Source organism: Gammaproteobacteria bacterium (assembly GCA_016716465.1).
GTDB lineage: Bacteria > Pseudomonadota > Gammaproteobacteria > SZUA-140 > SZUA-140 > JADJWH01.
In genome coordinates this window covers 977,947-998,212 of record JADJWH010000001.1, presented here as the reverse complement: position 1 = coordinate 998,212, position 20,266 = coordinate 977,947, and the positions used below count along the sequence as shown (strand labels likewise).

Below are 20,266 nucleotides of genomic sequence, written 5' to 3'. Positions count from 1 at the left end.
AATCCGTCCCCGGGTTCAGCTCTCAGGGCGTGGGGAGAGGTTTCAGAGAAAGGGGACAGATTTAAAATCTGTCCCCATGTTCGTGATATCCGTCCCCGAAATCGGGACAAAGGAGTCGGCCATGAAAAAACTCGCATTCATTCAGAGTCAGGACACCGGCCACTGGGTCGGAGACGGTTTCCCCGTGCGCAGCATCTTTTCCTACCATGATCGCAGCGCCGAACTGTCGCCGTTCCTGTTGCTGGACTATGCTGGACCCGCCACCTTCGCGCCGACGACGGCGCGGCGCGGGGTCGGCGAACATCCGCACCGCGGTTTCGAGACGGTGACCATCGTCTATTCCGGCGAGGTGGAACATCGTGACTCGACCGGCGCGGGGGGCACCATCGGTCCCGGGGACGTGCAATGGATGACGGCGGCCGGCGGTATCGTGCATGAAGAGTTCCATGCCCCCGGTTTCGCGCGCGCAGGTGGTCTGTTTGAGGTCATCCAGTTGTGGGTGAATCTGCCGGCACGGCACAAGCTGGACGATCCCGGCTACCAGCCGATCACCGACGCGGACATTCCGCGCGTCGAGTTGGAGGACGGTGCGGGATCGGTGCGGGTGATCGCGGGGCGGTTCGGCAATGCCGTCGGACCGGCGCGCACGTTTACGCCCATGAACCTGTGGGATATACGGATGAATGCCGGCGCGCGGGTGGAGCTCGATCTGCCGGAGGGGCACACCGCCGGTGTGTTCGTGCTGCGCGGTCGCATCCGGTTCGGTTCCGGCGAGACGGTCACTGACGCGCAGATTGGGGTGCTGGAGCGAGCGGGCAGCCGCGTCATCGTCGAGGCGGAGCAGGACACCGTTCTGCTGCTGTTGAGCGGCGAACCCATCGACGAGCCGGTGGTCGGCTACGGTCCATTCGTCATGAACACCCAGCAGGAGATCCGCCAGGCCATCGCCGACTACCAGAGCGGAAAGATGGGGCACATCGCCCGGCGCGCGTAGTCGTTCGTTATCGCCGGCGGGGTCCCGCGTGGGCGGATCAATCTGCCCGCGCGGAGATTCCCCAGTCCCGGGCGCCAGCGCGGGAATCCTTGATCCTGTAATTGGCACGAGTGTTGCTAATTCCACGGGGTATCATTACGGTCCGCCGCCGTTCGCGGAACATCGACCATGGATCAGGGAGGCTGCAATGGGTGCAAAGATCGCAATCGTGGGTTTGGGCAGAATCGGTTCCACCGTCCTCGAACAGCTGCAGGGTCGTCAGCGGCAGGGAATCGAGATCGTATGCGTCAGTGAACTGCACGATACGCCTGGCAAGCGCAAGGCGCAGGCCAATGGCCTGTCTGTGCTGGACATCGATCAGGTCGTCGCCAGGGGCGATGCCGTCGACATGATCTTCGACATGACCGGCATGACGCAGGTTCGCAAGGAGCTGCGCGAAAAGCTGTTCGCGTCGAACAACAAACATACCGTGGTGGTGCCGGAGAACGTGGCCTACCTGATCTGGGCGCTGCTCTCCGGCGAACATGTGCCGGACAAGGATCACCGCAGCGGATATTGATCCGCCATTCGCCACGACGGAGCGGGCAGTGCCGGAAACGTTCAGGCGCGCCCGGCGCCTGTGACGGCATTGCCTTTGCTTTTGGGCGTTAGTCCGGGAAATATCATCCCCGGGCCTGCATCCCGAACAGCAGGTTCAGCACCAGGCTCAACACCGAGATGAACAGCGCCACCCCCACTGCCGGCCAGAAGCCGGTGACGTCGAAGCCGGGAACGACGTAGGCGACCAGCAGCAGGATCAGGGCATTGATCACCAGCAGGAACAATCCCAGCGTCACGACAGTGACGGGCAGGGTCAGGATGACCAGGATCGGTTTGATCACCGCGTGTGCGATGCCGAACAGCAGTCCGGCCACGAGCAGGCTGCCAAGGCCGGAGTAATGGACGCTGGAAAAAAGTTCAGCGGAGACCCACAGTAACAATGTGTTTACGCCCCAGAAGACAAAAAAGCGGATCATGGGCGCCTCGCCAGGATTTGTTGGTATTGGTACGGATTGTAAATCGGTTCCGGGCAGGGGTAAATCGCGCAGCCTCGTTATGAGGCACTGCATTCCGGGCGATCAGCGGGGATTCGCCAGGGCGATCTCATAGGCCTGTTGTACCGCGGCATCGACGTCTGCCAGCATCTTCTGCTGTTCCTGATCGGTCATGTAGAAGGTGGTGTCCACCTGATGACGGATATAGCGGGCGGGCAGGCGGTTCAGGGACAGGCAGGCGATATCCAGCACGGCATCCATGCTGCCGATCTTGCGCGTATCGACCAGCGTTCGCTGGATATGGTCGAACACGAGCCTTTCGTAATAGTTGACGATCGAACTGTTATCCACTTTTATCCTCTGTCGTCATTTAGTGACCGCTGAAGTTTCTGGTATCACCCTGGATAGCAGATAGCCCCAAAGCGCGCAGGATTATAGTGCATTGTCCAATTGGACGCACGCCATGTGCGGAATTGGGGGTGAAATCGGTGTCCGTCTGAAGGCGTAAATTCAGGATATTCCGTACAACGGCTGATCCCGATGGCCGCCACTGGGCGAAGGCGATATCCCAAAGAAGGGCAACCTTGTTTGTTGCGGCTGGCCGGCAGGCTATCCAGACGCACTGTCGGCGTATTCCGATACCGGGGAGGCAGGCCCCGAGTCAGGAGAGTGCTACATCCCGAGCCTGGTTCGCATCCTCGCCGAGAAAGCCGCCGGACTGATGCGCCCAGAGCTGGGCGTAAAGTCCGTCGCGGGTGATCAGTTCCGCATGCGTGCCTTCTTCGATGATGCGGCCCTGGTCGAGCACGATGAGGCGGTCCATCATGGCGATGGTGGACAGGCGGTGGGCGATGGCGATGACGGTCTTGTTGCGCATGAGCCGGTAGAGATTTTCCTGGATCGCGGTTTCGACCTCGGAATCGAGCGCGGAGGTGGCCTCGTCGAGGATCAGGATCGGCGCGTCCTTCAGCAATACGCGCGCGATGGCGATGCGCTGGCGTTGGCCGCCGGACAGCTTGACGCCGCGTTCGCCGACGTGGGCATCGTAGCCACGGCGCCCCTTCGCGTCCTGCAACTGCTCGATGAAGTCGTGCGCCCGCGCCTGGCGTGCCGCGGCGATGAGGTCCGCTTCCCTGGCGTCCGGCCGTCCATACAGGATGTTGTCGCGCACCGAGCGATGCAGCAACGAGGTGTCCTGGGTCACCAGGCCGATCTGTGCGCGCAGACTTTCCTGCCCGACATCCGCGATGTTCTGTCCGTCGATCAGGATACGACCGGTCTCGACGTCGTGAAAACGCAGCAACAGGTGCACCAGGGTCGATTTGCCGGCGCCGGAGCGGCCGACCAGCCCGATTTTTTCGCCAGGTTCGATGGTCAGCGAGAAATCTTCGATCACGCCGGCGCCTTTTCCGTAATGGAAGCACAGATGATCGAATTCGATACGGCCGCGTGTTACGGCGAGCGAAGGGGCATCTGCCCGGTCGAGCACTTCGCGCGGCCGGGCGATGGTGGAGATGCCGTCCTCCACCGTGCCGATGTTTTCGAACAGGGCGGACATCTCCCACATGATCCACTGCGACATGCCATTGAGCCGCAGCACAAGGGCGATCGCGGCGGTGATCGCGCCGGCCGAAACGGCGGCGTGCATCCACAGCCAGATCGACAGCGCGCCGGTGGCCAGGATCAGCAGCACGTTGTTGATCCATACCGACATCACCAGGCCGGTGACGAGCCGCATCTGCGGGTAGACGGTGAGCAGGAACTCTTCCATGCCTTCGCGCGCGTAGTCCGCTTCCCGGCGCGAGTGCGAAAACAGCTTCACCGTGGTGATGTTGGTGTAGGAATCGACCACCCGACCGACCATGGCCGAACGCGCGTCAGCCTGGCGCGCGGATACCCGGGACAGGCGTGGAATGAAGTAGTACAGGGTCACGATATAGATCGCTACCCAGAGCAGCAGCGGGAGCGCCAGGCGAGCGTCCGAGCCGGCCGCGATGACCACGACGCCGCCGAAGTAGACCACCACGTACAGGATCACGTCGAGCAGCTTCATGACCGTCTCGCGCACGGCGAGCGAGGTCTGCATCACCTTGGTTGCGATGCGCCCGGCGAAGTCGTTCTGAAAGAATGCAAGGCTCTGCCCCAGCAGATAGCGGTGCGCCTTCCAGCGGATGATCATCGGGTAGTTGCCGAGCAGGGCCTGATGGATGATCAGGGAGTGAATCAGCACCGCGACCGGTAGCGCGATCAGCACGGCGAGCGCGGACCACAGGAAACCGCTGCCGGCGCCGAGGATATCCGCGCGGTCGGTGTGCGTCAGCCAGTCGACCAGACGGCCGAGATAGTCGAACAGCGAGACTTCCAGGATCGCGATCAGCCCGGTCAGCAGCGCCATGATCGCCAGGTGGGGTTCGATGCCGCGCGTGTAATGGCGGCAGAAGGCGAACAGTCCCTTCGGCGGAGTTTCGGGCTCCTGCGGCGGGAACGGTTTGATCAGTTTTTCGAAGAAAGCAAACATTGCGACGCTCGATCCTTTGGTCCGCCGGTGTGGCCGACCGTCCGATGCGGCTATCGGCTGAGGATAAGCGCGGGGCGACGGTATGGACGGAGGGGCGGCCGGGGCAGGGACGAATTTTCGCGCATTCGCCCGGCCTGATCAAGCCGCCGTCGGGTCGCCTCCGCCCGGGGAGGATTTATACCGCATCGAGATATGGGATTCGATCAAGGCCTCAGCCTTGTCGCGGATGATGGAGCCTTCGATGTCGGCGAGCCACAGATTGATCAGCCCCTTCATGAACAGGTAGCTGTCGAGTGCGTACTGACCCGGATCTGCCCCCGGGCGCAGTAACCCCTTTCGTAGCGCATTTTCATACGCGCTGGTGAGTTTGTGGATATAGGCGCAGCCTGTCCGCGTGATGCGGTTGTCGAGTCGGGAGAACTCGTTGACGTATTCGCACTTGGAATTGATGATCTCGAAGGTGGTGCGCGCGACCTCATCCTCCCGCAGCAGGCGCAGGATTTCCACCATGCTCGCCTGGACGTCGCGCAGCGGATCTCCTGGACTCTGTACCGGAAGATTTTCGTCGATGATGTCCACCAGCGGGACGGACACCTGCTCCATCATGGCGAAGAACAGGTCGGGCTTGTTCTTGAAGTGCCAGTAGATGGCGCCGCGCGTCACGCCCGCTTCCTTGGCGATGTCGGCGAGGGTGGTGTGGCTCACGCCGCGTTCGGCGAATACCCGCCGCGCCGCGGCGATGATCTCGAGTCGCGTCTGTTCGGTTTCCGCCTTTGTCCTCCGTACCATGAGGCTCCGTCAGCGCGCGTCCGGTTCAACTGCCGCTGACCAGCCGCCGCCGAGTGCCTTGATGAGGTCGACGCTGTAGGCAAGCTGGGCCTGTCGGTGCTGGATCAGTGCCTGCTCCGCCGTGTTGGCGGTGCGCTGGGCGTCCAGGACCTCCAGATAGCCGGAATAGCCCGCCTCGTAACGCTTCTGGGACAGGCGCAGCGCACTGCGCGCTGCCGTCACGCGCTTTTCCTGGTCTTCCGCGGCGGCACGGGCCGATTCCGCGTTGGTGAGCGCATCGGCCACTTCACGGAAGGCGGTTTCGACGGCCTGCTGATAATCCGCCAGCGCCTGGCTTTGGACCGCTTCCGCCTGGCGCGTGCGCGCCGAGTAACGTCCGGCATCCAGAAGGGGCATGGTGGCGCCGAGACCGATCGACCAGATACGTGCCCCCGATTCCAGCAGGTCACTGAACTCCTCGCTCTGGCCGCCGAAGGCGCCGGTGAGGGTGAAGGTGGGGAACTGAGCGGCCCTGGACACGCCGATGCGGGCATTGGCCGCGATCAGGGCCTGTTCCGCCTGCTGTACGTCGGGTCGGCGTTCCAGCAGCGTGGACGGGAGGCCGGCAGGCGGTTCCGCCGGCAGCGGAAGTTGCATCAGGTCACCCGGCGCGAGGGCCAGGTCCGGCGTTCCAGTGAGTACGCCAAGCTGGTGCTCGACCAACGCGCGTTGGCGCTGGAGTTCCCGCAGCTGCAAAGCGACGTCGGCACGCCCGGTCTCGGCCTGATACACGTCGAGTTCGGAGGCGAGTCCACCGGTCGCCCGGCTTCGGGCCACCGCCAGCGACTCCTCGCGGGTAGTCAGTGTCTGTTGTGTGACCGTGATCTGCGCATCGAGTGAGCGAAGCAGGAAGTAGGCCTGCGCCGTGGCCCCGGTCAGGGCCAGTGCCGTGACGTCGCGACCGTAGCGGGTACCGAGCAACTGGGCCTGCGCGGCCTCGGAGGCGCGCCGCAGGCGGCCCCACAGATCGAGCTCGAACGAGGTGGAGAGCGCGAGCCGGTGGGAGTTGGAGACAGGCGAGACTCCGGCGGCAAGTGGCTGCGCATTGAGGGTACTGGAGCGCGTGCGGCTGCTGGACAGGCCGAGATCGATCTCGGGGAACAGCGTGGCCCGGGCTTCGGACAGCACGGCCTCGGCCTCGTCGATCTGCGCCACGGCGCGGCGCAGATCCGCGTTGTTCTGCAGCGCCTGCGTAATGAGCCGATCAAGCTCGGCGTCGCTGTACAGCGTCCACCAGTCGGGCGTGATCTCCGCCCCGGCCGTATCCGCGGCGTTCGCGTCCGGGTAGTGATCGGGAAGGGCGAGTTCCGGTCGATGATAGTCAGGGCCGACGGCGCAGCCCGTGAGTGCCGCGACCAGGGCCAGAGGGACGGCGATGGGGCGAGTGATCATGGCTGGCCCTCCGGTGCGGTCGGATGCGTCGGTCCGTGATGATCATGGGAATGGACCGGTCGCGGTTTACGCGCGAGCAGGGTGAAGAAGAGCGGGACGAAGATCGGCGCAATGAACGTCGCGACGATCATGCCGCCGAACACACCCGAGCCCATGGACTGCCGCGCCGCGGCACCGGCGCCAGTGGCGAGGACCAGCGGCACCACGCCGAACACGAAGGCGAGCGAGGTCATCACGATGGGCCGGAAGCGCAGCCGCGCCGCCTCCATTGCGGCTTCCACCGCCTTCTTGCCCTCGCTCATCCCCTGCATGGCGAATTCCGCGATCAGGATGGCGTTCTTGGCCGCGAGGCCGATCAGCACCACGAGGCCGATCTGGAAATAGATGTTGTTTTCCATGCCGCGCAGGAACACGAATCCGAGCGCGCCCAGCACGGCGAACGGGACGGCGAGCAGCACGGACATGGGTACGCCCCAGCGTTCATACAGCGCCGCCAGGATCAGGTACACCATGATGAGCGCGAAGCCGAAGGCGAACACCGAGGCCGTTCCGGTACGCTTCTCCTGGAAGGCCTGCCCGGTCCAGGCGACGTCGTAACCCTTGGGCAGGCTGCGCGCGGCGACGCGCTCGACCGCCCTGATGGCCTCGCCCGAGCTGTAGCCGTGCTTGGCATTACCGATCACTTTGGCGGAGATGTAGCCGTTGTAGCGTTCGAGCAGCTCGGGCCCGATGATGGACTGTACCTGTATGAGAGCCTTGAGCGGGATCATGGCGCCGGTGGTGGTTGAGCGCACATAGATGTTGCCGAGATCTTCCGGCCTGGCGCGGTAAGACGCGTCAGCCTGGATGGTGACGCGGTAGGTGCGTCCCGCCTTGTTGAAGTCGTTGACGTAGAGCGATCCCATCTGGGCCTGCAGCGCGGCGAAGACGTCGCTGACAGGCACACCCAGCGCCAGCGCCTTCTCGCGATCGACGTCGACGCGCAGTTGCGGCGTGGTCGGACGGTACAGGCTGCGCAGCGATTCCAGCACCGGGTCCTTGCCGAGCTCGGCGACGAAATCATTGGTCACCTGGGCGAGACGCTGGGTGTCGGGGTTCTCGCGGCCACGCACATATAGCTCGAAACCGCCGGTGGAGCCCAGGCCGCGGATCGAGGGTGGATTGATCGCGAAGGCGAGGCCGTCGGAGAGCATGAAGCCCTTGCCGCTTACTTCCTGCACCAGCTCCTGGGCGGTCTGCTTGCGTTCATGCCAGGGCTTGAGCGGCATGAAGATCGTCGCGGAATTGGTCTTGTTGCTGCCGGTGACGAGGTCGAATCCGTTGACGATGAAGATGTTCTCGATCGCCTCGTTACCGGCCATCATGCCGCGCAGCTGCTCGGTGGTCTTCATCGTGCGTTCCAGCGTGGCGCCGTCGGGCAACTGGGCCACGGTGATGATGTAACCCATGTCCTCCACCGGGACGAAGCTGCCGGGGATGCGCAGGAACAGGAGGCCGGACAGCCCGAGTACGGCGGCGAAGGCGGCCAGCGAGACGATGCGGTGCCGGATCGCCAGCGTGACCGCGCCGAGGAAGTGGCGCGTCAGCCAGGCGAAGAATCGGTTGAAAGGACGGAACAGCCGCGCGGAGATGCCGCCGTTTTCCCGTTCGCGCGGCTTGAGCAGCAGCGCGCACAGCGTCGGCGTCAGGGTTAGGGCGACTACGCCGGACAGCGTTACGGCGATGGCGACCGTCACCGCGAACTGGCGATAGAGCTGGCCGGCGATGCCGCCGAGAAAGGCGACCGGCAGGAATACCGCCACCAGCGACAGCACGATGCCGATGACCGCGTTCTGAACTTCGCGCATCGCTTCCACCGCGGCTTCGAACGGCTTCAGCTTCTGCTCGCGCATCAGGCGCTCGACGTTTTCCAGCACCACGATGGCGTCGTCGACCACGATGCCGACCGCCAGCACCATCGCAAACAGCGTAAGCGTGTTGATCGAGAACCCGAACAGCCACAACCCGGCGAAGGTGCCGATGAGGGAGACCGGCACGGCGATCATCGGAATCAGGGTCGCGCGCCAGCTCTGCAGGAAGACGAAGACTACCAGCAGCACCAGCACCGCGGCCTCGAGCAATGTGTGCACGACCGCCTCGATGGAGGCGGAGACGAAGCGGGTGGTGTCGTAGGGGATGAGGTAATCGACGCCCGCGGGGAAGCGATCGTGCTTCAGCTCCTCCATCCTGGCCCGGATGTCATCCGCCACGTCGAGCGCGTTGGCGCCGCTCTGGAGGAACACGCCGAGCGCGACGGCGGGCTGGCCGTTTACGGTATTGGCCTGGTCATAGCTCTGCGCGCCGAGCTCGACGCGCGCGACGTCCTTCAATCGCAGCACCCCATTCGGTCCATTCGAGCGCAGGATGATCCGGCCGAATTCCTCCGGCTCCAGCATTCGTCCCTGCGCGGTGACGGTGTAGACCAGTTGCTGGCCTTCGGGCGCTGGGGCGGCGCCGATCTTGCCGGCGGCATACTGGGCGTTCTGCGCATTGATCGCAGCGGTGATGTCGGCGGTGGTCAGGCCGAGCTGCGCCATCCGGTCCGGCTTGAGCCAGATGCGCATGGAGTAATCGCGCGCGCCGAACACGATGATGTCCGCCGTGCCCGGGATGCGCTTCAGTTCATCGACGATGTTCTGGGTGGCGTAATTGGACAGAAAGAGCATGTCGCGGCTGTCGTCGGGCGAGCGCAACGCCACCACCAGCAGTATGTTCTGCGAACGCTTCGCCACGGTGACGCCGTTGCGCCGGACTTCTTCGGGCAGGCGCGGGGTGGCGAGCTGGACGCGGTTGTTGACGTTGAAGGTGGCTTTGTCGATGTCGGTGCCCACCTCGAAGGTTGCCGTGATATTGATGGTGCCATTGGAGGCCGAGGTCGAGTTGTAGTAGAGCAGATCCTCCACGCCGGAGAGCTGTTCCTCGATTGGCGCGGCGACGGTCTTGGCCAGTGTCTCGGCGGAGGCGCCCGGATAGCTCGCCGAAATCGTCACGGTGGGTGGCGCGATCTCGGGATACTGCGCGATCGGCAGGATGTTCGCGGCGACCAGGCCGGCCAGCACGATGATGATGGCCAGCACGGAGGCGAAAATGGGACGTTCGATGAAAAATCTTGACATGAGCGGTTACCGCCGTGGGTTATTGCACGGGTTGCAGGTCGATTCAGGGTTTGGCCGCCGCCGGAGGGGCTGGCGGCGTGCCCGGGGCGTGGGGCGCGACCGGGGCGCCGGGACGCAGCTTCATCAGATTGTCGATGATGACCTTGTCTCCGGGCGCCAGTCCCTGCGTGATGACCCAATCGTGATTCGACCAGCCGGCGGTTTCCACCGGACGCGGCGCCACGGTGTTCTCCGGCGAGACGAGGAAGAGGACCTTGCCCTGTTCGGTCTGCGCCAATGCGGCCTGCGGGACCAGATAGGCCTCGCGTTGGCCGACGATGACCTGGACACGAACGAACTGGCCGGGCAGCAGCAGTCGGCCGGGATTGGAGAATTCGGCGCGCATCTGCACCATGCCGGTCTGCGTGTCCACCGTAGAGGCGGTGAAGTTGAGTTTGCCCGTCACGTCATAGAGGCTGCCATCGGCCAGGGTCAGCTTCACGGCGGCTTTGTCCCCTTGCGTGCGCAACTGGAGAGTTTCCTCCTCGGAAAACGAAAAGCGCACCCAGACCGGATCGATGCTGCTCATCGTGGTCAGCAGGCCGGAATCGGAGCCGGCCGTGATCAGGGTGCCGAGCGAATGCTGGGCGCGACCCGTGACTCCCGTGATCGGCGCGACGACGTCGGTGTATGAGAGGTTGAGCTCGGCATCACGTACCCTGGCTTCGCCGGCCGTGACCGCGGCCTGCGCCGTTTGCAGCGTCGTGGCGGCATCATCGTATTCCTTGCGGCTGACGGCCTTTTCCTCGACCAGCGACTTGAGGCGCGCGGCCTCCCGCTCGGCTTGTGTAAGATCGGCCTGGGCCTGTTCCAGGGTGGCGCGTTCCTGCGCGAGGGCGATCTCGAACGGTTCGCGGTCGATGGTGAACAGCGTGGCGCCGGCCTTGACCGGGTCGCCTTCCTGGTACGCCTGGCGGGTCAGGGTGCCGGAGACGCGCGCGCGCACCTCGATGTCCTTGGAGCCTTCGATCTGGCCGACGGTTTCAATCGTGATCGGGACCTGTTGCGCCCTCGCTTCGATGACCGATACCGGCATGGCGGGCATCTGCGGCGCGCCCGCACCCGTGGCCGCATCGCCCTGGCCGCAGCCGGTCAGCAGGATCGCGATGCCTGCCGTCACGAGTGTCAGGTACGGCAAGCGGTGAATTCGTGAATGGGTGTCGCTGGCAATTTTGAGCAATGGAGGCGCCATGGTCGTTGATGTCCCGTGTGACGGAGATGATGGTCGAAGCCCGGATTATATATACAAACACGTATGTATGTATACCGGACGATTATTGGGGTCATTACTATATATAGTGCGTCGTTTACTCCGCCGGCACCGGACCCGGGACCAGCCTCACACTCCGCAGTGCATGGGTACGGTCGATCCCGGCGGAATTGCCCGCGCTTGCGCCGTTACATGGAATGACCAGACGCCATCCGATTGGTTCCGCCTGGGACGGAATCACGGTAGCTGAGTGGGTCAGGCCAATGCGCGCTCAACGATCTCGAATACATCGCGCGACAGGCCGGGATGCGTGCGCAGGGATTCCAGCGCGATGCGGGCCTGCGCCTGATGCGCGGTATCGAATCGGCGCCAGCGATCAAAACTTCGCGCGAGGCGGGCCGCGACCTGCGGGTTGATCGCATCCAGGCGCAGGATCTGGCCGGCCATGAAGCGATAACCGGCACCATCAGCGGCGTGGAAGCGCACATGGTTGGCGCCAAAGCCACCGAGCAGGGCATAGACCTTGTTCGGGTTGCGCAGGTCGAAGGCCGGGTGTCCGGTCAGGCGTGTCACGTCGTGCAGGGCATCCGGATGGCGGCTGGTGGCCTGAATCGTCAGCCATTTGTTCACCACCAGGGCCTCACGCTGCCAGCAGGAATAGAAGTCGTCGAGGGCGCGCTGGCGTTCCGGTCCCGTGCATTGGGCGAGGGCGCTGAGGGCGGCGAACTGATCCGTCATGTTGTCCGCCGTTTCGAATTGGCGCATCGCCAGTGCGCGCGCGGCCGGCGTGTCCAGTTCGGTCAGGTAAGCGAGGCACAGGTTGCGCAGGGCGCGCCGCCCGGCGTCGGCGCCATCGGGCCGGTAAGCGGTGGTCGGCGCCAGGCGCGCGTAGCAGGCCTCGAACTCCTTGCCGAGGCGCTCGGCGAGAAAGCGGCGCAGGCCGTTGCGCGCGGCGTGCAGGGCGTCGGGATCGACTGTCTCGAGGTGTTCCGCCAGTGTGGCCTCCGCCGGCAGGGTGAGCGCCTCGGCCGCGAAAGCGGGGTCGGCATCGGCCTTCGCGAGTACGCGCGCGGCGGCCTGCGCGAAATCCTCGGACCAGGCCGGCATGCTCCCTGCGGACAGCGCGGTGGTCGCGGCGAGGATCAGGCGGCTCGCCAGGCGTTGACCGGCCTCCCAGCGGTTGAAGGGGTCGCTGTCGTGCCCGAGTAATCGGGCCAGATCCTCATCCGTATACGGGAAGTCCAGCACCACCGGCGCGGAAAAACCGCGCAGCAGGGAAGGCACCGGCGCCGTATCGATACCCTCGAAGACGAATTCCTGTTCCGTCCCGGTGAGCGACAGCACGCGCTGAGTGGCGTCCGGTCCGCCTGGAATGCGCAAGGACAGGTCGGCGCCGTCCCGGGTGACCAGGCCGATCGACACCGGGATATGGTACGGCCGGTTCTCCGGATGGGTGGGGCAGGATTGCTTCAGCGTCAGGGTATAACGACGCGCCGCGGCATCGTGGCGGCCGCTTGCCGTGACATGCGGCGTGCCGGCCTGATCGTACCAGCGCATGAACTGCGACAGATCCGCGCCGGAGGCGTCCGCCATCGCCACAACAAAGTCGTCGCAGGTCACCGCCTGGCCGTCGTGACGCGCGAAATAGAGATCCATGCCGCGGCGGAAGGCCTCTGCGCCGATCAGCGTATGAATCATGCGCACGACCTCGGCGCCCTTCTGGTAGACCGTGGCGGTATAGAAGTTATTGATCTCGACGTAGGAACCGGGGCGCACCGGATGCGCCATGGGTCCGGCGTCCTCGGGGAACTGGGCGGCGCGCAGGCTGCGCACGTCGCGGATGCGGCTGATGCCACCATGGGTGTCGATGCCGAACTGCTGGTCACGGAATACGGTCAGACCCTCCTTCAGCGAGAGCTGGAACCAGTCGCGGCAGGTGACGCGATTGCCGGTCCAGTTGTGAAAGTATTCGTGCGCCACCACGCGATCGATGTTGGTGTAGTCGGTGTCAGTGGCAATGTCTGGCCGGGCCAGCACGTACTTGGTATTGAAGATGTTCAGGCCCTTGTTTTCCATGGCGCCCATATTGAAATCGCCGACGGCGACGATCATATAGTGATCGAGATCGCACTCCAGACCGAAGACATCCTCGTCCCAGCGCATGGATTTCTTCAGCGCCTCCATCGCATGTGCGCACTGATCGAGCTTGCCGGATTCGACGTAGACGGCGAGCTCGACCGTGCGTCCGGAACGCGTGCGGTAGGTGTCGCGCAATACCTCGAGGTCGGCCGCTACCAGCGCGAACAGATAGCAGGGTTTGGGGAAGGGGTCCTCCCAGCGTGCCCAGTGCCGGCCGTCGGGTTCATCACCGCTGCCGACGGGATTGCCGTTCGACAACAGCAGCGGCAATGTCGTTTTGTCGGCGTGGAGGGTGACCACGTAGAGCGACATCACATCCGGGCGATCGGGAAACCAGGTGATGCGACGGAAACCTTGCGCCTCGCACTGGGTGAAATACCCGTTGGCCGAGCGGTACAGTCCGGACAGCTTGGTGTTCGTGTCAGGGCGGATGCGGCAGACGGTCTGCAGCGTAAAGGCGTCGGGGACGTCCGTGATCGTGAGCTGCGTGGCGGAGAGCGAGTAGCGCTCCTGTAACAGCGGGTTGCCGTCAATGGAAACACTGATTGTCTCCAGCTCATCGCCGTCCAGCGTGAGTGATGCGCCGGCCGCGCGCACGGCGGAATTGCGCCGCACGGCCAGCGTTGTGGTGACGCGGGCCTCATCCGGACGAAAATCGACGTCCAGCTCGATGCGGTCGACCAGAAAGGGCGGAGGTGTGTAGTCCTTGAGCAGGACGGGATGCGGGGTGTCGGTTTTCATCGGGACTCGCGGGTTGCGGTTGTTCGGGGCGCATCGGATTGGCGGACGACATCTCCAAGTGCGATGACCGTCATGATACGCGATACGACGATTGCGGCGAAACCGCTGTAATCCGTCGTGGCGCAGAGGGTGGCACGTTCATGGCTTGAATTCTCCGGCTGCGGACTCCACATGAGGAAAAGAGGGTCAAGGAGGCGGATCCATGGAGCATTCTGACGAAATCGGTTTGTCGAACGAAGCGCTGGACAGCTACTCGCGGACCGTGGTCGGCGCCGTGGAACGCGTTGGCCCGGCAGTGGTCGGCATTTATACGCCGGGATCCGGTAGCGGCGCGGCGCGGGATCACGGCGGGGCCGGCTCGGGTGTCGTGGTGACTCCCGACGGTTACCTGCTCACCAATGAGCATGTCGTGCAGCACCACGATCGGGTTCGGGTTTCATTCGAGGATGGACGGAATGCGGACGCCCGGGTGGTCGGGCGTGACGCCGCGACGGATCTCGCCGTGGTGCGGGCGGAGGCTGCCTCGTTGCCTTATGCCGAACTGACGGATCTGGCGCGGCCCCGTGTCGGCCAACTCGTCGTCGCGGTCGGCAATCCCTATGGCTTCGAGTCTACGGTGTCGGCCGGCGTCGTCAGCGCGATCGGGCGCGCGTTGCGGAGCCGTCACGGACGCTTGATTGAAGGGATCGTGCAGCATACCGCGGCCCTCAATCCGGGGAATTCCGGAGGACCGCTGGTAAATGCCTCCGGCAGGATCGTCGGTATCAATACCGCCATCATCGCGATGGCGCAGGGTATCGGTTTTTCCGTTCCCGCCGTGACAGCGGAGTGGATCTTGAGCGAGATCCTTGCGCATGGCCGCGTGCGCCGGGTTTACCTCGGAGCGGCCGGGCGTGATCGCCCGCTTGACCGCAGACTGGTACGTGCGCTTGATCTGCCGGTGGCGTGCGCCTTCGAGGTCGTCGGGCGTGAACCGGACAGTCCGGCCGCCAGTGCCGATCTTCGTTCCGGTGATCTGATCATCAGCGCGAACGGGACGCCCATCGACGGAGTTGATGCCCTGCATCGCTTTCTGGCCCGCTGGCCAATCGGCGCCGCGCTGAACTTGCAGGTACTGCGCCGCACACAGCGTATCGAGGTGACCCTCACCCCTGAGCCGCAGCGCACCGGGCGCTGAATCAATTTTCTGCGTCCGGGTACCGGGTGGGATCATCACCCGCCGGCTGTGTTATTCCCCAGGCAACCGACTGATTTTATGTTTAATTTTTGATTCCTCTTGTATGTTCTCTTAATGTTCTCTATCTTGGATGGGGGTACAGGACCCGAGGAGGCCATATGTTGACGCCGTCGCAACAAAAGACACTGGATTTCATTCGCCGATACCGGCGTTTGCAGGGGGGATGTCCGAGTCTGATGGAGATCGCCGCCGGTATCGGGATCCGTTCCCGCGGCGTGGCCCATCGCTATGTGCAGGCGCTGATCGTGGCGGGCTACCTGCGCCAGCATCCCGGCCGCAAGCGCGGCCTGGAACTGACGGAAAAGGCGGAGAAGATTTCAATACCTGCTACCACGCTGCCTCTGCTCGGATCTATCGCGGCAGGTCGGCCAATCGAGGCGGTACCGGGCGAAGATACGATCGATTTGACCGCCTTCCTGCTCGGGCTGAACCGCTATGCATTGCGGGTGCGCGGCGATTCGATGATCGAGGCGGGGATTCTCGATGGCGACACAGTGATCATTGATGCGCGCGACAGCGCCGATGATGGTGCGATCGTGGTTGCCCTGATCGATGAGGTCGAAGTGACATTGAAGCGTTTGCAGTACCGCAAGGATGGCAGCATACAGCTGAGCGCGGCCAATCCCGCGTATACGCCGATGATCTATGGCGCCGCGCGCGTACGCATCCAGGGGGTGGTCGTCGGCGTCCTGCGGAGTTATCGGTGAGTACCGAGGCACGGACAGGAGGAGCGTGGTCCCGCGCCGTCATCCTGGTCGACATGGATGCATTCTTCGCCAGCATCGAACAGCGCGACCGCCCGGCCTGGCAGGGACGTCCGGTCGCGGTGACCAACGGATCGCTCGGAACCTGCATCATTACCTGTTCCTATGAGGCGCGCCGCCATGGAGTACGTACCGGGATGCGGTTGCGCGAGGCGCGCCGCCTGTGTCCGGATCTCATTCAATGCGCGGCGCGCCCGGAGCATTATGCCGCGGTCTCGACGGATATCATGCGCGCGCTCGAGGAAATCACTCCCGATGTCGAGGTCTTTTCCGTCGACGAGGCCTTTCTGGATGTGACGCGCTGTCAGCGCCTGTGGGGCACGCCGGAGACGATTGCTCATATGGTTCGGCGCAAGGTCAAAGAGGTTTCCGGCCTGGGGTGTTCAGTCGGAATGAGCGGGGACAAGAGCACGGCGAAGTTCGCCGCCGGGCTCGCGAAGCCGGGAGGATGTACCCTGATCCCGCCGTGGGAGGCCGCCGACCGACTGCGCGATGTGCCGGTAACGGAACTGTCCGGGATCAAGGAGGGGATCGGGGATACCTCGCGCGGCACGGGGCGCGTACCTGCGGCGAAGTCGCGCGCCTTCCGGTCAGCGTGCTCGCGCGACGCTTCGGGAATCTGGGTCGGCGTATCTGGTACATGTGTCAGGGACTGGACCCCGAGCCGGTGCGCACCATCGTGTCCGCCCCCAGGTCGATCGGGCATGGCAAGGTGACGCCACCCGGAACGCGCGATGCACAACTGATCCATGCCTATCTGCTGCATATGAGTGAAAGGGTGGCGGCCCGATTGCGGCGTTGCGATTTGGAGGCCCAATGTTATGGCATCGGGATGCGCACGCGCCTGGGCTGGGTCGGTGGCCGGCTGCGCACGCCGTCGTTCACGCAGGACAGTCGTCCCGTGCAGGCGCTCTGCCGGCATGTGATGCAAAGAGAGTGGCAGGGTGAAGGTGTCTATCAGGTGCAGGTGACGGCGCTCGATCCTCGGCAGGCCGGTTGTCAGGCGGAACTGTTCGAGGCGGTCCCTGCCAAGGCGCAGATGATCAACAACACGATGGACGCGATCAACCGGCGCTACGGGGCGTTCACGCTTGCCCCCGGCAGCTTGCTGAACCGATCCGCGACACCCGATGTCATTTCTCCCGCATGGAAGCCGTCCGGCCATCGCCGGACGGTATGAGCCCTAGGGGGAATCTCCGTACGGTATCTGTTTGTCGAATGCCTCGCGAAGGCGCGCGGCACCTGGAGTTTTTTCTCCACCCCAGAATTTTCCTCAGGGATAGGCTCAACAAGAGGAAGAACTGGTCTGGATGATCAAGTAACCTAATGTATTTAAAAAACATTATGATATTTTTTTGATGATATATGAAATTATTTGATTTAATCATATTCTGGGGGTATGATTCATAAATATTTTATTTTCGTATGAATTAATCGACTGCAGGGATTTGTACAGGAGGAAACATGAGCCGATTGATCAAGAGATGGTTTTCCCCAAAGGCGAATTCCACAAAAAAGATGGTTCGCGAAGGCAAGTCTGTACGAGCCCCCTTGATCGTATCGTTTGACGGGCGGGTAGTGCGTCTGCGCCTGCCTGAAGGTTGACGGGGTCGATCGATCGCACCGTTCTCATGGACTGGTCCGTGGCACATGGACGTGCACCCGATTCATGGAAACAAATGTTGAAAGGGGCCAAGGTCAAGGAATTCGATTTTAGCACCATCGTTTAGTCTCTCACTCCCTCTGTCCCGCTCTCGGGATGTGCCCCGTTTCTCTGTCATGAAACGGGTTTTTTTTATCGCACGCAGTCGCACGTAAAAAACCGTTGGCATATGAAATTCCTCCGTTGATGTTCCGGGTCGCGGCGTTAAAATACATCGAATTCCAGTCCCGGTCCTATGGAAGTAATTCGCATGCCTGTCCGCAATTCGCGCGAGGCCTACGGGCTGGTTTCGAAACTCTTGCACTGGCTGATCGCCGTTCCGGTACTGGGGCTGATCCCGGTGGGCTGGTACCTGGGCGGGCTCAGTGAGGAAAGCGTTTTATACTGGCGCCTGCTCGAACTGCACGAAACCCTGGGCATCTCGGTCTTCACGCTAACACTGGCCAGAATCGCCTGGCGCGGGATCAGTCCGAATCCCGGGTTTTCTTCCACCCTTCTCCCTTGGGAGCGCAGGGCGGCCACTCTGATCCATGGAACACTCGTGGCTTTGCTCGCGTGTATCCCGGTGCTGGGTTTCCTCTTCGTGGCCTCCGACGGAGAGCCTGTCGAATTGTACGGGCTGGTGGCAATTCCGCCCATCGGCCAATGGAGTAAAGGTGTGCGTGAGTTACTCTTCGATCTGCACGGCTATGCGGCCTATGCCTGTGCCATGCTAGTTGCCATTCATGTGCTGGCCGCGCTCAAACATCACTTCGTGGATCGGCGCAGTTCCCTCCGGCGCATTGCGTTCTAGACGCAGGTGCCATGTCACTCCCGAAGCGGTTGCAACAGCCGTCTGCCGTCCGCGACATAGGCCACAAACAGATATACGACCAGACACAGCGTGGCGCTGATCGGCCAGGGCAGCGTTTCCCCCTCGGTGATCATGCCGTGGGAGAGATAGAGGATGAGGCCCAGGGCAATGTAACCGAAGATGCGTGCAAGCTCATAGGGCACGGGATAGAGGCGTCGACCTAACAGGTAAGAGACGGCCGCCATGCCGGCGTAACAGGCCAGCGTTGCCCAGGCGGCGCCCATGAACCCGAATATGGGCACCCACCACAAGTTCAGGGCGACGGTTACTACCGCACCTCCCACTGCGACCCAGGCGCCTGTCAGGGTCCGGTCCGTCAGTTTGTACCAGACGGAAAGATTTATATAGATTCCGAGAAAGAGGTTAGCCAGAAGCAGCACGGGGACTACCGTGAGTCCGGCGCGGAAGGGTTCGCCGATGAAGTACTTGAAGATATCGATATATAGCGTCACCAGCAGGAAGATCAGCATGCAGAAGATGACGAAGGCCGTCATGACACGGGCATACAGCGCCTTGCTGCCTTGTTCTCCCGCATGGGCGAAGAAGAACGGTTCGCCTGCATAGCGGAAGGCCTGAATGAATAGCGACATCAGGATTGAAAGCTTGTAGCAGGCGCTATAGATGCCGAGCTGGGCGAGATTCATGTCGGCATCGTAGGGCAGCAGGTATTTCATCAGCGCGCGATCGAGCATCTCATTGGTGACCCCGGCGAAGCCGATCACCATCATCGGCAGGGAGTAGCGCATCATCCGCGCGAAGAGATCGCGGTCGAATCCCGTGCCGAGGTCGCGCAGCTGGGGCAGGAGCAGCAGCCATTTCACACCGCTGCCGATGAGATTGGCGATGAAGACGTAGCCCACGCCGATCGAGGGATCCCACAGGCGTCCCAGCATTGAAGCGGGATCCTGATCATAGGCGTTCCGGCAGAGAACGATGAAGAACAGGTTCATCGCGACCGTGATGGCGATTTCGACCAATTTGATGGCGGCGAAGCGCCATGCCTTCTCTTCGGCCCGCAGGCGTGCGAAACAGACCGCCGCCGTGGAGTCAAGGACCAGGATGGCGGTTATCCAGATGATGTAATCCGGATGATCTCCATGATTCAGCGTATCCGCGATGGGCTGGGAGAAAAGGGCAACACCGGCGAAAAAGCCCAAATTGGCGCCGAACAGCACGCGCTGTGCCGTAGCGTATACGGTGTCCTTCCCGCTTTCGGGAAGGGTGCCGCGAAAGCGAAAATACCCGGTCTCCAGTCCGAAGACGAGCAGCACCGCGAGGAAGCCAGCATAGGCGTAAAACTCGGATACCACGCCGTATTCAGCCGGCGAGAAATAGTAGGTGAACAGCGGAACCAGCAGGTAATTGAGAAATCGCCCGAAGATGCTGCTGAGGCCATAGATGGCCGTCTGGGAGGCGAGGCGTCGCAGAGGATTCAAATGTCGGTCCGTGGCCTGTGCTTGGTCAGTCGTGAGCGCTGCGTGGGGCGGATTGCCGGCAGTATAGGAGAATCGATCACGGGATCCAACAAACCGGAAGAATGAATCCTGCAGGAACAAAAAAATCGCCCCGCATAAACGGGGCGTCAAAATTTACAATAGGAGAGACGTTACGTAGCCGACGGAAGATTACCCTCGGGTAGAAGGAAATCTTCCAGGCGCAATCAGCATCTGGCTTTCAGACAGCCGTTGCGCCGGTCGCC

General features: G+C 62.9%; 14 protein-coding genes and 1 pseudogene. 6 read left to right on the top strand and 9 right to left on the bottom strand.

The features are described from left to right. Positions 1-121: 121 nt before the first annotated feature. Both IPM20_04710 and IPM20_04705 read left to right on the top strand, forming a co-directional pair. On the top strand, positions 122-994 hold the full coding sequence (locus tag IPM20_04710) for a pirin family protein (GenBank protein ID MBK9130932.1): 873 nt from the start codon (positions 122-124) through the stop codon (positions 992-994). A gap of 187 nt (positions 995-1,181) precedes the next feature. Continuing rightward, positions 1,182-1,553, top strand: a complete 372-nt coding sequence (locus tag IPM20_04705; protein ID MBK9130931.1) for a homoserine dehydrogenase — start codon at positions 1,182-1,184, stop codon at positions 1,551-1,553. Between the two features lie 103 nt (positions 1,554-1,656). On the opposite strand, the gene IPM20_04700 is transcribed toward IPM20_04705, so the two are convergent. The 8 genes from IPM20_04700 to pepN form a co-directional block, all read right to left on the bottom strand. Beyond that, positions 1,657-2,010 carry a phage holin family protein gene (locus tag IPM20_04700; protein ID MBK9130930.1) on the bottom strand — a complete coding sequence of 118 codons (354 nt, stop codon included), beginning with the start codon at positions 2,008-2,010 and terminating at the stop codon, positions 1,657-1,659. A gap of 102 nt (positions 2,011-2,112) precedes the next feature. Continuing rightward, positions 2,113-2,379, bottom strand: a complete 267-nt coding sequence (locus IPM20_04695; protein ID MBK9130929.1) for a late competence development ComFB family protein — start codon at positions 2,377-2,379, stop codon at positions 2,113-2,115. 310 nt (positions 2,380-2,689) lie between these two features. Then, positions 2,690-4,546, bottom strand: coding sequence for an ABC transporter ATP-binding protein (locus tag IPM20_04690; protein MBK9130928.1), 1,857 nt, complete (start codon positions 4,544-4,546; stop codon positions 2,690-2,692). Between the two features lie 138 nt (positions 4,547-4,684). Next, positions 4,685-5,335, bottom strand: a complete 651-nt coding sequence (locus IPM20_04685) for a TetR family transcriptional regulator (GenBank protein MBK9130927.1) — start codon at positions 5,333-5,335, stop codon at positions 4,685-4,687. Between the two features lie 9 nt (positions 5,336-5,344). After that, a complete protein-coding gene (locus tag IPM20_04680) occupies positions 5,345-6,766 on the bottom strand; it encodes an efflux transporter outer membrane subunit (GenBank protein ID MBK9130926.1) in 1,422 nt (473 codons plus the stop codon). Continuing rightward, on the bottom strand, positions 6,763-9,921 hold the full coding sequence (locus tag IPM20_04675; GenBank protein MBK9130925.1) for a multidrug efflux RND transporter permease subunit: 3,159 nt from the start codon (positions 9,919-9,921) through the stop codon (positions 6,763-6,765). Before IPM20_04675 ends, IPM20_04680 begins: the two co-directional genes overlap by 4 nt. A 43-nt stretch (positions 9,922-9,964) precedes the next feature. Continuing rightward, positions 9,965-11,152 (bottom strand): efflux RND transporter periplasmic adaptor subunit, encoded by a 1,188-nt coding sequence (locus IPM20_04670; GenBank protein ID MBK9130924.1) that lies wholly within the window; start codon positions 11,150-11,152, stop codon positions 9,965-9,967. 273 nt (positions 11,153-11,425) lie between these two features. Continuing rightward, positions 11,426-14,050: an aminopeptidase N gene (gene pepN / locus IPM20_04665; GenBank protein MBK9130923.1), complete on the bottom strand. Its 2,625-nt coding sequence runs from the start codon at positions 14,048-14,050 to the stop codon at positions 11,426-11,428. A gap of 202 nt (positions 14,051-14,252) precedes the next feature. On the opposite strand from pepN, the gene IPM20_04660 reads away from it, so the two are divergent. The 4 genes and pseudogenes from IPM20_04660 to IPM20_04645 all read left to right on the top strand — a co-directional run bounded on the left by IPM20_04660 (position 14,253) and on the right by IPM20_04645 (position 18,507). Next, positions 14,253-15,227 (top strand): trypsin-like peptidase domain-containing protein, encoded by a 975-nt coding sequence (locus IPM20_04660; GenBank protein MBK9130922.1) that lies wholly within the window; start codon positions 14,253-14,255, stop codon positions 15,225-15,227. A 158-nt stretch (positions 15,228-15,385) separates the two neighbouring features. After that, complete coding sequence (gene lexA / locus IPM20_04655; protein ID MBK9130921.1) at positions 15,386-15,994, top strand: transcriptional repressor LexA; 609 nt, start codon at positions 15,386-15,388, stop codon at positions 15,992-15,994. Between the two features lie 53 nt (positions 15,995-16,047). Beyond that, positions 16,048-17,231 (top strand): annotated as a pseudogene (locus tag IPM20_04650) (DNA polymerase IV). Between the two features lie 733 nt (positions 17,232-17,964). Then, the gene (locus tag IPM20_04645) at positions 17,965-18,507 is read left to right on the top strand and encodes a cytochrome b (protein ID MBK9130920.1); all 543 of its coding nucleotides are present in this window, start codon (positions 17,965-17,967) and stop codon (positions 18,505-18,507) included. Between the two features lie 14 nt (positions 18,508-18,521). Here the strand turns inward: IPM20_04645 and IPM20_04640 are convergent, their stop codons facing one another. Beyond that, complete coding sequence (locus IPM20_04640; protein ID MBK9130919.1) at positions 18,522-20,003, bottom strand: polysaccharide biosynthesis protein; 1,482 nt, start codon at positions 20,001-20,003, stop codon at positions 18,522-18,524. Positions 20,004-20,266: the final 263 nt, after the last annotated feature.